The organism is Desulfitobacterium dehalogenans ATCC 51507, assembly GCF_000243155.2.
GTDB lineage: Bacteria > Bacillota > Desulfitobacteriia > Desulfitobacteriales > Desulfitobacteriaceae > Desulfitobacterium > Desulfitobacterium dehalogenans.
Map to the genome: position 1 here is coordinate 4,111,535 of NC_018017.1, position 13,628 is coordinate 4,125,162.

General features: G+C 46.3%; 10 protein-coding genes. 6 read left to right on the plus strand and 4 right to left on the minus strand.

Features of this window, described 5'->3' with window-relative positions; genetic code table 11:
* Positions 1-15: 15 nt before the first annotated feature.
* Positions 16-1,737 (minus strand): B12-binding domain-containing radical SAM protein, encoded by a 1,722-nt coding sequence (locus tag DESDE_RS19635; protein WP_014795772.1) that lies wholly within the window; start codon positions 1,735-1,737, stop codon positions 16-18.
* 209 nt (positions 1,738-1,946) lie between these two features.
* Here DESDE_RS19635 and DESDE_RS19640 point away from each other — a divergent pair, with 209 nt between their 5' ends.
* Both DESDE_RS19640 and DESDE_RS19645 read left to right on the plus strand, forming a co-directional pair.
* A complete protein-coding gene (locus tag DESDE_RS19640) occupies positions 1,947-3,245 on the plus strand; it encodes a glycosyl hydrolase family 18 protein (RefSeq protein ID WP_014795773.1) in 1,299 nt (432 codons plus the stop codon).
* Positions 3,246-3,474: 229 nt separating this feature from the next.
* Complete coding sequence (locus tag DESDE_RS19645; RefSeq protein WP_050981854.1) at positions 3,475-3,753, plus strand: hypothetical protein; 279 nt, start codon at positions 3,475-3,477, stop codon at positions 3,751-3,753.
* A gap of 212 nt (positions 3,754-3,965) precedes the next feature.
* On the opposite strand, the gene DESDE_RS19650 is transcribed toward DESDE_RS19645, so the two are convergent.
* Positions 3,966-5,042, minus strand: a complete 1,077-nt coding sequence (locus DESDE_RS19650; protein ID WP_014795774.1) for a polysaccharide deacetylase family protein — start codon at positions 5,040-5,042, stop codon at positions 3,966-3,968.
* 310 nt (positions 5,043-5,352) lie between these two features.
* Between DESDE_RS19650 and DESDE_RS19655 the strand changes: the two genes are divergently transcribed.
* Complete coding sequence (locus DESDE_RS19655; RefSeq protein ID WP_014795775.1) at positions 5,353-7,287, plus strand: cell wall-binding repeat-containing protein; 1,935 nt, start codon at positions 5,353-5,355, stop codon at positions 7,285-7,287.
* 89 nt (positions 7,288-7,376) lie between these two features.
* Here DESDE_RS19655 and DESDE_RS19660 read toward each other — a convergent pair whose 3' ends face one another.
* Entirely contained in the window at positions 7,377-8,189 is an 813-nt protein-coding gene (locus DESDE_RS19660; RefSeq protein ID WP_014795776.1) for a Cof-type HAD-IIB family hydrolase, read from the minus strand.
* Between the two features lie 230 nt (positions 8,190-8,419).
* Here DESDE_RS19660 and DESDE_RS19665 point away from each other — a divergent pair, with 230 nt between their 5' ends.
* From DESDE_RS19665 to DESDE_RS19675, 3 genes are read left to right on the plus strand one after another with little or no spacing between them, the layout of a single operon-like run.
* Positions 8,420-8,788: a GntR family transcriptional regulator gene (locus DESDE_RS19665; RefSeq protein WP_014795777.1), complete on the plus strand. Its 369-nt coding sequence runs from the start codon at positions 8,420-8,422 to the stop codon at positions 8,786-8,788.
* A gap of 26 nt (positions 8,789-8,814) precedes the next feature.
* Positions 8,815-9,687 (plus strand): ATP-binding cassette domain-containing protein, encoded by an 873-nt coding sequence (locus tag DESDE_RS19670; RefSeq protein WP_014795778.1) that lies wholly within the window; start codon positions 8,815-8,817, stop codon positions 9,685-9,687.
* Between the two features lies 1 nt (position 9,688).
* On the plus strand, positions 9,689-10,486 hold the full coding sequence (locus DESDE_RS19675) for a hypothetical protein (protein WP_014795779.1): 798 nt from the start codon (positions 9,689-9,691) through the stop codon (positions 10,484-10,486).
* Positions 10,487-10,664: 178 nt separating this feature from the next.
* Here the strand turns inward: DESDE_RS19675 and uvrA are convergent, their stop codons facing one another.
* Positions 10,665-13,487, minus strand: coding sequence for an excinuclease ABC subunit UvrA (uvrA, locus tag DESDE_RS19680; RefSeq protein ID WP_014795780.1), 2,823 nt, complete (start codon positions 13,485-13,487; stop codon positions 10,665-10,667).
* Between the last annotated feature and the right edge of the window lie 141 nt (positions 13,488-13,628).

The following is a 13,628-nucleotide window of genomic DNA, read 5'->3' on the forward strand; positions in this document are numbered from 1 at the left end:
CTTCATAACGCTTCATTAATCTGTACGGATGGGATAGGTTTGTGTCCGTCCGTTTTGATAAAAAAACAGTACCCATTGGGGCTGTGGCTCTTGGAAATATTCCACTGCTGTTGCCCGAGTCCATTGCCGGCGGTCCATCCCGCGAAACTCCGGTATGATATGAGCCCATCTTGGATCCTGCTGAAAGGAGTACTTTATCTCCGGATAGTTTGGCGGAAGGTTCTCGTCAGGAAGGAGCAGATATGCTGGAACACTATTGGGGCGTTCCCACAAATAATAATCCAATCTCAACCGTTCTCTTAGGGGTGCGCATATGTCTGAACGAAAGGACTGATATGCGAAAAAAGCCCATAACTTTTCAAAAAGGGCCTTAGCTGACCAACTCTGTCTGAACCACCCCTGCTGATGCCAATATTCAGCAAATTCATGATAAAAATCAAAGGGCGTGGAATACCTTCCGATGGCCCAGTCCAAAGTATGACCAAAGCGACCCGAGTTATAATACCGATCAAGAATATCTTCCAGACGGTGAAGCTTGAGTAGCTCATCATGGCTTAAATCATCCGTCTGCAAAACGGTATAGGGAGGATCCGGGGAAAAGACGAGCCCATATTCCTTGCTCTTCTTCCGCAGCCCCGACCCCTTAAGCACCTTCAAAAAGCCTAACTGGAGCATATCTGGTTGAACGGCATACACTTCATTAAAGGATCCTCGGAAGCTATCCCAGCCTTCTTTAGGCAACCCGGCAATGAGATCCAGATGCAGATGAGCTTTACTCATACTGCGAATCTCTCGGACGTACTTTGCCCAGCGTTCAAAATGCTGAGGGCGACAAATGATGGCTAGGGTCTCCGGATTTGTGGACTGCACCCCGATCTCAAATTGAACCAGATCCTTAGGATAGTCTTGCAAATAATGAAGCCAATCCTCATCCAGCAACTCCCCCGCAATCTCGCAATGGATCCGAATCCCTGCCTCCGAGGGATAATGGGCTGCTTCTTCCCGGGCAATATCCAAAATTTTAAAGGAATGCTCCTTATCCACATTAAAAGTGCGATCCACTAACTTAATGGTCCGTGCTCCGCATTGCAAGGTTTGACGTAAGATCTCGCGAAAACGTTCCGCGGGGAGATACCTAACCCCTTGAAAGGTGGAAGAAAGACAGTATTGACAATTAAAAGGGCAGCCACGAGTCGTCTCTACATAGGCAAGACGCCCTTGAAGCTCTTCCTTATGATTATATGGATTAGGAAGCTCAGCCATGGCTATCTGCTGACGAGGCGGATTTAGAACGATCTCTTGTGTGGAAGATCGCCAGGCCAGCCCCTGTACTTGGGAGGGTTCGGAACCCGATTCCCAAGCCCGCATCAGTTCCAGGAAGGTAATCTCCCCTTCCCCTAGAACCGCACCATCAATTTCTGGATTTTCTCTTAAAAAGGCTTCTGCTTCGAAAGAAACCTCCGGTCCCCCTACCAGGATTCGGGTATGGGGAGAAGTCGGTCTTAACTGACGGATAACCGCCAAGGTCTCCTTCAAGTTCCAGATATAACATGAAAAACCAATGACATCTGCCTTGACTTCATATATCTCGGCAGCAATCCGCTCAATCGGCTCATTAATGGTAAATTCCCGAAGATCAACATCCGGAAATTCTCCTCGAACACTTTCACGTAAGTACCGTATAGCTAAATTGGTATGCACATATTTCGCATTCAATGCGACCAACAAAATTCGCAAAAAGGATCGACTCCTTCCCTCTCTAGTATAGCTTTATCCCGGCTTTATTGCAATTCTTATGCCAATTCTATCTCTATATAAAAATTTTTAATAATAATTAAATAAAATTTGAAAAAGTAGATTTAAACAAAATCTTATGTACTGTCACCTTTCTATTAAGACTATGAATATACTGTTTATAGTATAGCGCTGTATTCAGAGGTGATATGATGAGAATTTTACGTAGAGGGTCCAGAGGAAACGATGTTGCCGAAGTCCAGGTCCGTTTAAGTGAGCTGGGATACATACCCGGACCCATCGATGGAACCTTTGGCGCTAAGACAGAGGCAGCTGTAATCCGCTTTCAGAGGGACAGGGGATTGACCCCTGATGGGATCGTAGGCCCCCTTACTTACAATGTTCTCTTCCAGCCTGTTCCACAACCAGACTACGTCCCTTATACCATTAAAGCCGGCGATACTCTTTACAAGCTTTCACTGATCTATGGAGTATCGGTAGATGAGCTCTTTGCCGCCAACCCTGGTGTCGACCCCTACCAATTGCGCATCGGCCAACAAATCGTAATACCCAAAAGACCCGGAAGACGACATACTTTTTCAGCTTGGATTCCTTATTGGGTACAACAGGAGGCCATGGCTGTAGTACGCCAGCATGCTGAACTTTTCACAACTCTTTCTCCCTTCTGGTATGAACTCACCCCAACAGGAGATTTGCTCCTTTATCCTAATGGCGAAGACTCTGCATTGATTGAATTCACACTCTCTCGAGGGATCGAGCTTATACCTTTAATCGCCAATAATTATGATCAACAACTGATCTCCACTGTATTGAACAACCCCACCATCCGTCAACGCCATGTTACCCAAATCGTTAATAAAGTTCTTTCCATGAATTATGCCGGAATCGAGATCGATTACGAAAATATTGCAGTCACTGATCGAGATCTTTTTGTCCTTTTCCTAAGAGAGCTCAAAACAGCTCTGGTACCCTATAACAAAAAGCTATACGTAGCCATTCAAGCGAAGACCTATGCCGACGAGCCGGTCAGCGCCGGCCATGATTATTTGGGGATTGGGAGTATTGTAGATGTTGTTCGCCTCATGCTCTATGATTATAGCTGGGATACTCCCGGCTCTATTGCCCCAGTCGGCTGGATTCAGGAAGTCCTTGACTATGCGGTGACCGTTATCCCTAGCTCAAAACTGGAAGCCGGTTTGCCTACTTACGGTTATGATTGGGGAACCACCAGGAGAGGTGTTACCTATGACGCAGCAATCCGTCTAGCCCAGCAATACGGGGCTCAGATTATTCAGGATCCCCAAGGGGGTCCTCACTTCAGCTATATTGATGCTGATGAAATAGTCCACGAAGTCTGGTTTATCAATGCAATTTACTTTGCTACCTTCGTGGATATCGTCAATCAGTATAATATTCGAGGAATATCCATCTGGTATCCCGGTGGAGATGATCCTCAGATTTACACCGTGATTCGGGACCGGCTGATGTAATGTATATAAAAGACTGTATAAAAATAAAAAAGCGTTTACTCGGGTCGCGTAGCTTTACGCACATCGCTCACTCCATAGCTCCAGGGCTGGTCCACTCGCTTTCTTAACAGCTCCGCCAAACCTTTGGGTAATACCTGATGTAAACCGGTGGCTCCGCAACGTTAAGAAAGCATCGTTAACCCGACCGCCCCTCCGCTAAATCCGTTCGCTCCTGTGCGTAAAGCTACGCTTGCGGGTCCCTTTTCAGCGCTTTTTTGGGGCTTTTGCTACTCTCTTTCAGGTCTTTTTCAGGGCAGGTTGTCTTGGTCGGGTAGCTGCACTGCTCAGACCCGAAAGACAGCCCAAGGGTTTTGCTTTAAGGCAGAGAACGGATTCTAAGCGAGCAGGTAAGCAATCTTCGCGAAAAGACTGCAGCAGAGTCGGGTTGGAAACAGGAAGTTTCCAACCGGCCATTGAGCAGGAGCGATTTGGCCGGGAACCCGACACAGCGGAAGTCTTGAGCGATTAGATTGCTCCGCGCAGCTTATGGAGTGAACGCCGAAAGCAAAATCCTGGAGAATCAGCTTCCGGGGCTTTTTCAGAGTAGGGTAAGAAACGACCTTATCCTACTCTGAAAGTGGATAAGGCCGCCTTTTTTAATGATGATACAGACAAACGCAGGGCTGTGATAAAACCATTAGCAAGTTTTAACACAGCCCTTTCCTGAGTTGATCCTAAACCCTAATCGTGAAACCCTCCTGGGAAGAGAATGGGGGCAACCTCAGGGGATAGTACTCCGAACTCATAGCCTTGCTCCTTGAGAAAACGAATAATCTTCGGCAAGGCATCCACTGTCGTCCATTTGCCCGGAGCGTCGTGCATCAAAAGAATAATTCGGTCTCTACCAGGGACTTGTTCTTTGACATTCCTAATAATAGTCTCCGCAGACACCAGAGGTGCCGATGCATCCCCTGTACTTACATTCCAGTCATAAACTAAATAATCCAGCGCATCCACTGCGTTATAGTAACTGATATGAAAATTTCCGTGGGTTCCCCCCGGAGTACGGATCACCTTGGGGCGAACACCAATAAGTTGGTAAATTAAATCTTCGTTCTTTTTCAGGTTAGCTACAAATGCCTCTGGACTTTTGTAGATTTCACTGTAATTATGAGAATAAGTATGATTGCCAATAGCATTGCCTTGTTCATAGGCCTTTTTGAGCAACTCAGGGTATCTTTCGACCTGGCTCCCGATAACAAAGAAGGTAGCGTTAACCCCTTCCCTCTTGAGTACTTCCAAGATAGGGGCTGTATTTTCCGAGGGTCCGTCGTCGATGGTTAAATAAACAATTTTCGAAGGTTCTTCTTTAAATACACGATGCTTCATAGCTAAGCCCGGAGCAGTGGGAGGTGTGCCGGATAATTCATAAAATGTACGAACCGGGGTCCCTGGAGGAGCCGGTTCCGGAGACATATTCGCCGGACTCTCTTGAGAATTTTGCGCAGGAGGAATTTCTATAAAAACGGGATCATCGGTCCCTTCTTCATTGGTGTTGGAATTTTCGTTACCCTCTTTTATGAGGTCATCCTTTTCTTCATAAATGGGGTTTTCTGCAGTGTTGCCATCGCCCTGAGAGCTTTCTTCCGGAGATTTATCTTGTCCTCCTGTACCTTGCTTATTCTCTTGAGCCATATGAAATCCTTTGAACGTTTTGAAGGATTCTAAGGAGAGCGAACTGCACCCCACTAAAGCGAGGGCCCCTATAATAAGTAATGTTAGCCCGAATCTTCTCCATACTCTGCTGTCTTTTTTCATGATTATACGCCTCTTTTCTTCTGCCTGTCTCCCTTGTACGTCAAAGATTTCTCAATAAGCAAGAATCCTTCACATTAATAGACGTATAACGCATTCCTTTTGTTCCGCGAAAATGAGAGTTAACAAAAATTTAATATTCTTTAATTAAAGCGAACCCTTTCTTATGGGCCAAGGTTATGATAGCTCAGGGAAACTTAACGCACCAAATGATTATCAGCGTCAATACCCCAATCTTATCTTATTAGTTGAATTTAAAACTTAAGGTGATATACTTATAATTGTAAAATAATAGAAAAGCGAGGCGAAACAGATGACATTTGAGAAGAAAGCAACAAGTATCTTCTTAACATTCACCATTTTTTTTGCTTTAGTTTTTCCCGGGCTAACCTATGCAAGCACAGCACCAACAGTGAATCGATTGGCTGGCCAAGACAGGTATGAAACGGCAGCAACCATTGCCAAGCAATGGTCACATTCAGACTATGCGATTCTTGTCTCCGGCGAAAACTATCCGGATGCACTGGCAAGTGCACCCCTGGCCCCAAAACATAATGCACCGATCCTATTAACTACTTCAGATAGTTTGCCGACACCCACTAAACAGGCTTTAGCCGATTTAGAGGTGAACCAGGTCATCATCGTTGGCGGAACCGGAGTTATTGCACCTTCTATTGAAGCAGAACTGCAAGCCATGGGAATCTCTACAACCCGGCTTGCCGGTCAGAACCGGTATGAGACCGCTCTAAAAATTGCCGACCAAGTTCAAAACTCACCGTCCCAATTGTTCGTTTGCACCGGTGATGATTTTGCGGATGCTCTTTCTGTGGCACCCATTGCGGCAATCGAACAGATTCCGATTCTTTTAGTTTCCGGCGACTCTTTAGCAAACTCTGTCCAAGAATATCTTGATTTAAATTCGGCTCATATCACGAAAACCTATGTAATTGGCTATTCAGATGTTATTAGCGACAAGGTCGCCAGTCAATTTCCTAATGTTGAGCGTATCGTCGGGGCTGATAAATATGCCAGAAATATCGCTGTCAACGAAAAATTCAATAACTTATTCAGTACAGGAGCCATTTGTATTGCCAGTGGAGAGGGATTTGCCGACGCTCTTTCCGGCTCTGCACTGGCAGCCAAAAAATCCGAGCCGATTATTCTCGTCAATAACGCTACTCCTGATACGACGAAAAAGTATTATCAACAACGATTGGTGAACTTAGATCATCTCACTGTGTTTGGCGGAACAGGGATCGTTCCGGATAAGGTCATGCAGGATTTAAAGCCCCCTGCTGATTTACCGGTGGGAATCAGACTGGATAAAACCTTTATAACTCTGACCAAGGGACAAAGTGAATCTCTGACAGCTATACTGGATATGTCGTCAGGTTCAGTTGAAGGAACCGGCAATGAGCTTGTTTGGCTGTCCAGCAATCCGACTGTGGCTACGGTGAGCCAGGGAAAAGTTGAGGGTATGGGTTATGGATCAGCCCATATTACGGTAAAAACAAAAGACGGCAGCCAAGCCTCTTGCCTTGTTGCTGTGGATTCACCAACTAAAAAATATAGAACGATGAATTTGAGCAACTACACAAAAACCGGAACAAATACCGCTACTTTTAAATATCAACTGCTTGATGAGACAGGTAAAGATATTACCGCGGAAATTCCAGCCTCTCAATTACGTGCAACTTCTACCCTAAGCTCATCTATTTCTTTAGATCCAAGTCAAGGGATAGGAACCATAACCTTTAAGTCTTCTTCAGATACGGGCAAACCCATTACCATTATACTCCTTGACGGAGCGAGTGGTTCAGCAGTGAGCCTCGACTCAACTTCAAACGCAGGTTCCTCCAGTTACACTTATCCCGTCGGTATTCCCCAACCTGAATTGCCGCCCCCAAACCCCGACCAGAAAATTAGTGAAATCAAGATCACTTCAACAAAACTGGGCATAGCTTGGAGCGATGGCATCAGTAACGACATGGGTTATGCAACCTATATTGTAAAGGATCAAAATGGCCGTGATATTACCAACTCATCTCTTGCCAATAATCTAAAGGCTACCAGTGATGTGGGTATTGCTGCCACAGCCTACAAGGGCCTGCTGAAAGTGGATTTCGGTCCGAATCTGGATGCTTACTCCCTGACCGGGGTTACAGTAACGATTACCGATCCCCAAAGCGGCGTGACGGGCACGGCGACCTTAGAAATTACTCCGCAGATTCGCGTCATATCGCCTTAACCCTTTCACCGACTTCAACCCTGGATTTTGCCAAAGAGAGCCTTTTAAAGTATCTCTTTGGCATTTTTATGTCCTTTTTCTGTCCAGGTTTATTTATGTTTAAGCAGAACATACTCCTCAATAGCCTTGGCAACGCCATCCTCTTCGTTGGAAGCGGTTACCACATCAGCTGCATCCTTTACCTCTTGCAGAGCATTAGCCATAGCTACTCCGAGGCCTGCACACCGAATCATCTCCATATCGTTGAGACTGTCTCCAATCGCCATGACCTCCTCCCGCTTGATGCCCAGCCCTTCGGCAAAGGTGAGCAGGGTGTTTCCTTTATTGACTTCCTGATGATTCATCTCCAGAAAATAAGGTTTGGAAGAGGTTAAATGAAGCTTATCCGGTAACTTTTGGCATAACTTTTGCCGTAATCCTGCCAGCTCTTCAGGGGATCCAAAGGCTATGATCTTCTCCACGCCCTCTTTTTCCTCTTCAAGGATTGTCATAAGGTCAGCCTCTTCTACAGTGACCCTGATTTTTTGCCCATAGGCCTGGGACCATTCGTTCATTTCCTGAACAAAAACCCTGTCCTCCCGATACATATGAAAGTGCACCTTTTCCCTCAATAAAAAGCCAATCACTTCCCGGGCTAGGGCCACAGGAATTACTTTTCGGTAAAGAATTTTCCGGCTTATAGCCTCCTGAATCATGGCTCCATTATACGTAATGATAGGAACGTCCAACCCCAATTGCTCAGCATAGAGTCTGGCCGAAGCGGGCATCCTTCCTGTGGCAAAGGTCACATAAACGCCTTGCTCCCTTGCTTGCCGGATAGCTTCAATGACCCGCTCCGATAGGGTTAAATCATCTCTTAATAAGGTATCATCCAAATCCGTGGCCACCAGTTTGATATTCAAATGACTTCAACTCCTCGATTGTTTAATTCGACAAGCCGAAGAAGGAATCCTTTCCAAAGCTATTAACCTCAGGTTCTTATTACCTCCAGATATTGAAAATTCTCCCCAATTCCTCTTGACGCGGGACGTTTTTTCTATTATGGTTATATACATAAGTATATAACCATAATAGTCTGTGTTTTATCCAGCGCTGAACACTTATTTTACTCTATGAAGGGGGGTGTCGTTCCTTGAGTCAACCATTCGATAATAACAAACCTATCTATATTCAAATCCGGGAATTGATTGAAGATCAAATTGTTAACAATCAGCTTAAGGAGGGCGAGCAAGCTCCTTCCACCAATCAACTGGTCAATTTCTATAAGATCAACCATGTAACGGTATCCAAGGGGGTTAATCAATTGATTGACGAGGGTATTTTGTTTAAGAAAAGAGGCTTAGGCATGTTTGTGACAGAGGGAGCCCGGGATCGGCTCCTGGAAAAGCGTAAGGATGCCTTTATTAATGAGTATCTCGTAGGCTTACTCCAAGAGGCTGGTAAACTGGGGATATCCACAGAAGAAATAATTGAACTTATCCGAAGGATGAAGAGCTGTTGATTACTACGATGAAAGGACGGGATTCTATGGGCACTCAAGTTGTGGTTCATAATGTATCTCTTCAGTATAAAAATTTTCCTGCTTTAAAAAATATCTCCTTTACATTAGGAGAGGGTAAAATCTATGGCCTCATTGGTCGCAATGGTGCAGGAAAGACTTCTTTGCTTTCCTTGCTCGCCTCCTTCCGGGAGCCTTCCTCAGGAAAAATTCTCATCAATGGGGAAGAGCCCTTCGAAAATGCATCGGTGATGGAGCAAGTCTGCTTTATCTACGAGAAAGACTATAAGGATGAATCAGAAAAGGTTCCTGCATTACTGGAAGCAGTGGAGCGCTATCGCCCCCATTATGATAAGGACTATGCCAATTATCTTACTCGACGTTTCAAACTGCCTATGAATAAATCTCTGAAAAGTCTCTCCCGGGGAATGCAATCCGTCTTTAACGTGGTTATAGGCTTGGCCAGCCGCTGTCCCATTACCATTCTGGATGAAGCTTATCTGGGAATGGACGCTCCCACCAGGGAAGTTTTTTACCAGGAGCTGCTGGCGGATCAAGGGAACTATCCTCGTACCTTTATCCTCTCCACCCACTTGGTCTCGGAGATGGATTACCTTTTTGATGAGGTGCTGATCTTGGATCGGGGAAGTCTCATCCTCCAAGAAAATTATGAAGAATTTATCTCCCGGGCCTCTTCTATTACCGGTCCAGCTGAAGTGGTGGATGAATTTATTCATGGGATGCAAAAGCTCAATGAACAAAGACTTGGCAATACCAAATCAGTCATGATCTACGGGGTCCTTAGTGAGAGACAGCAACAATCCGCTCTGGCTAAAGGATTGCAGATCGGGCCCGTTTCTCTTCAGGATCTGTTCATACATTTGACCAAGGAGGAGGAATAATATGAACACCAAAAAAGCCGTTTATCCTAAAGTAGCAGCAGATTTATTTATGGCCCAGGGACTCTGGACTCTCTTCTTTCTCGGCATTATTGTGCTTGTTCAAATTATCCAGCATATCATCGCCCTCAATGTAGGGGATGACAACATCACCAGCACCAGCTTTTTCGTAGCTTCCCATGTTTCTTCACGAATCTACATGCTGGTTATAGGAATTATCGCTGCTTATTCTTTTCTCCCTCATTATGTTCAGAATGGTGTAACCCGCAAAGATTATTTTAAAGGTGCAGCCTTAGGCTCTTTTGCCTTGGCTATAGCTATCACTCTGGTCACTTTGCTGTTGGCCGGTTTAGAGCATTTGATTGTTAACGGTTTGAACCTGTCCCTTGTCCTGGAATCTTCTTCCGCCATTGAGCTGGAGGTTGAAGAGGTATTCATCGCTAACCTCATCCAGACACTCATTGTTCCTTCTCCTCTGGAGGCCAGCGGTTTTTCCCTAATAGGAATTATCCTCGCCACATTAGGAAAATACTTTTACTATGTGGTCGGGTGGATGATCGGCTCAGCCTATTACCGCTATAATGGATTGGTTGGGCTGGGGACAATCCTGCTTAGTATCCTTCTCGGTATGGTTTATAGTTCTTTTTGGGGAATGCCTGTAGGCGTCTTCTTACCCTTTGGAACGCTGCTCCTCTCTCTCACTCTCCCTACGGCAGCCTCCTTCCTCGGTTCCGTTATAGTTATCGGTTTTATCCTCTGCTGCATTCGTGATCTTACTAAGCGTGTCCCTATTAAAGCATAATCCCTAGCGCTCAAGCCATAGCTACACCCTGTTACTATCGGATCATAAAGAAGACAAAAAAACTGAACTGCACTTCCTATTGTTATTTGCCAGCAATCGGAGTGCAGTTCAATATATCTTATGACTTATTTGGAGGAATCGTCCGCCAATTTCTAACAGTCATACTCATAGTTATTGATCAGCTCAGATATTTCTTGAGGAATCTACCGGTGTAGGATGTTGGGCAAGCGGCAACTTCTTCCGGGGTTCCCGTGATGACCACCTGGCCTCCGCCACTGCCTCCTTCCGGACCAAGATCAATGAGATAATCCGCAGTCTTGATCACATCAAGGTTATGCTCAATGACAAGGACGGTATCGCCCCCATCCACAAGGCGATGAAGCACTTCCAGCAAACGATCCACATCGGCCATATGCAACCCTGTGGTAGGCTCATCCAAAATATAGATAGTCTTACCCGTACTGCGCCGACTAAGTTCAGTGGCCAGCTTAATCCGCTGAGCCTCACCACCGGACAGGGTAGTCGCCGGCTGACCGAGCCGGATATAGCCGAGCCCCACATCCTGCAGCGTTTGCATCTTCCGTAAAATTCGGGGAACAGCCTGGAAAAATTCCACCGCCTCATCCACCGTCATGTCGAGGATTTCAGCAATGCTCTTCCCTTTATATTTTACTTCCAAGGTCTCGCGATTATAACGGGCTCCCCGACAGACTTCACAAGGAACATAGACATCCGGGAGGAAGTGCATCTCAATCTTGATGATGCCATCCCCTTTACAGGCTTCACAGCGACCGCCTTTGACATTGAAACTAAAGCGCCCAGTAGCATAACCACGCATTTTGGCCTCGGGAGTATGGGAGAAAAGTTCACGAATATAATCAAATACCCCAGTATAAGTGGCAGGATTGGAACGGGGAGATCTGCCAATAGGGGATTGGTCAATATCTATGACCTTATCCAAGTGCTCTAAACCTTCAACGACCTTATGGAGTCCGGCACGCAGCTTGGTTGCTTTGTTAAGCTTGGTGGCCAAGGTCTTATAAACGATCTCATTGACCAAGGTGCTTTTTCCCGAACCCGATACGCCTGTGACCACATTGAAAACGCCAAGGGGAATGCGGACATTGATGTTTTTCAGATTATTTTCACGGGCTCCCTTAACCTCCAGCCACTTACCGTTGAGCTTTCTCCTTTCCGCAGGAACAGGAATTCTCCGGGTGCCGTTCAAATATTGCCCGGTGATGGACTCAGTATTGGCTTTGATCTCCTCGATCTTTCCTTCGGCAATAATCCGCCCTCCATGGGCTCCTGCTCCCGGGCCGATATCGATGATATGATCCGCAGTCAGCATGGTATCCTCATCATGCTCAACCACCAGCAAAGTATTGCCCAAATCTCTCAGATGCTTTAAGGCCGCCAGGAGCTTTTCATTATCCCTCTGGTGCAAGCCGATGCTGGGCTCATCCAGAACATAGAGAACTCCGGTCAAACTGGAACCAATCTGAGTAGCCAGCCGAATCCGCTGGGCTTCTCCGCCGGAGAGTGTTCCCGCCGCCCGATGCAAGGTAAGATAATCCAGTCCTACATTGACTAAGAATCCCAGGCGCTCCCGAACCTCTTTGAGAATTTGCCGGGCGATGGTCTGTTCTTTTTCACTGAGCTGCAATTGGGTGATAAACTCTAAAGCTTCCGTAATCGGCAAGCGGGTATAATCATCGATGGATAGTTCTCCTACGGTCACCGCTAAAGCCTCCGGCTTGAGGCGCTTTCCTTTGCATGCAGGGCAATCATGCTCGCTCATAAAGTTTTCGATTTCAGTTCGGACATAATCGGAAGTGGACTCCTTGTAGCGCCGCTCAAAAAAGGGAATAAGCCCCTCAAAAGGTCCTGTATGGGCTTTGGGTTTATCGTCAAAGAAACTCATAAACGTGTATTTTATAGGCTTTTCAATTCCGTAAAGCAGGCCCTTCCATTGCTCCTCAGAGAGTTCTTCCAAGGGAGTATCCATGGTAAAACCGAGGGCTTCACTGACCGCAGCCATCATGGCCGGATAGTAGCTGGATTGGGATTTGGCCCAGGGTACGATGGCTCCTTCGCCCAGACTCAGCTTCTTATTGGGAATGATCAAGTCTATATCCACTTCCAGATTCGCCCCTAAGCCCGTACAATCAGGGCAGGCCCCATAAGGGCTGTTAAAGGAGAAAAGACGGGGAGAAATCTCTTCAAGGGCTATACCGCAGTCCGGGCAGGCGAAATTTTCACTGAAAAGGATTTCCGTATTTTCAATAATGTCCACAAGGACATTGCCTTCCCCCAGCTTCAAAGCCGTTTCCAGGGAGTCAGCCAGACGGACCGCACTATCAGGCTTTAAAGCGATACGGTCTACCACGACTTCGATGGAGTGTTTCTTATTTTTTTCTAATTTAATCTCTTCGCTTAAATCCCGATTTTCACCATCCACCCTTACCCGTACATATCCCGCCTTGCGGGCATCCTCCAACACTTTGACATGCTCCCCTTTTTTCCCTTTGACTAAGGGGGCAAGAATTTGGAGCTTGGTGCGTTCAGGGTAGACCATGACCTGGTCCACCATTTGTTGTATCGTTTGTTGGCTGATTTCTCTGCCGCATTGTGGACAATGGGGATGGCCGACCCGGGCATAAAGGAGACGAAGATAATCATAGACCTCCGTCACCGTTCCCACTGTAGAACGGGGGTTACGGTTGGTTGTTTTTTGGTCAATGGAGATGGCCGGAGACAGGCCTTCGATATAATCCACATCCGGCTTGTCCATTTGCCCGAGAAACATACGGGCATAGGCAGACAGAGATTCAACATAGCGGCGTTGGCCTTCAGCGTAAATGGTGTCAAAAGCCAACGACGATTTTCCGGAGCCGGATAAGCCGGTGACAACCACCAGCTGGTCTCTGGGAATATCCACATTAATATTTTTCAAGTTATGGGCGCGGGCGCCGCGGACTTTGATAAAGTTCTGGGTCATAGGGGGCCTCCTCGGTAAAGATTAGATTGTTGTATGAGCTTGTTTTGGGTAGTTTTCTATAGATATAGTGTCTCCAGGATTTTGCTTTCGGCGTTCACTCCATAAGCTGCGCGGAGCAATCTAATCGCTCAAGTCCTCCGC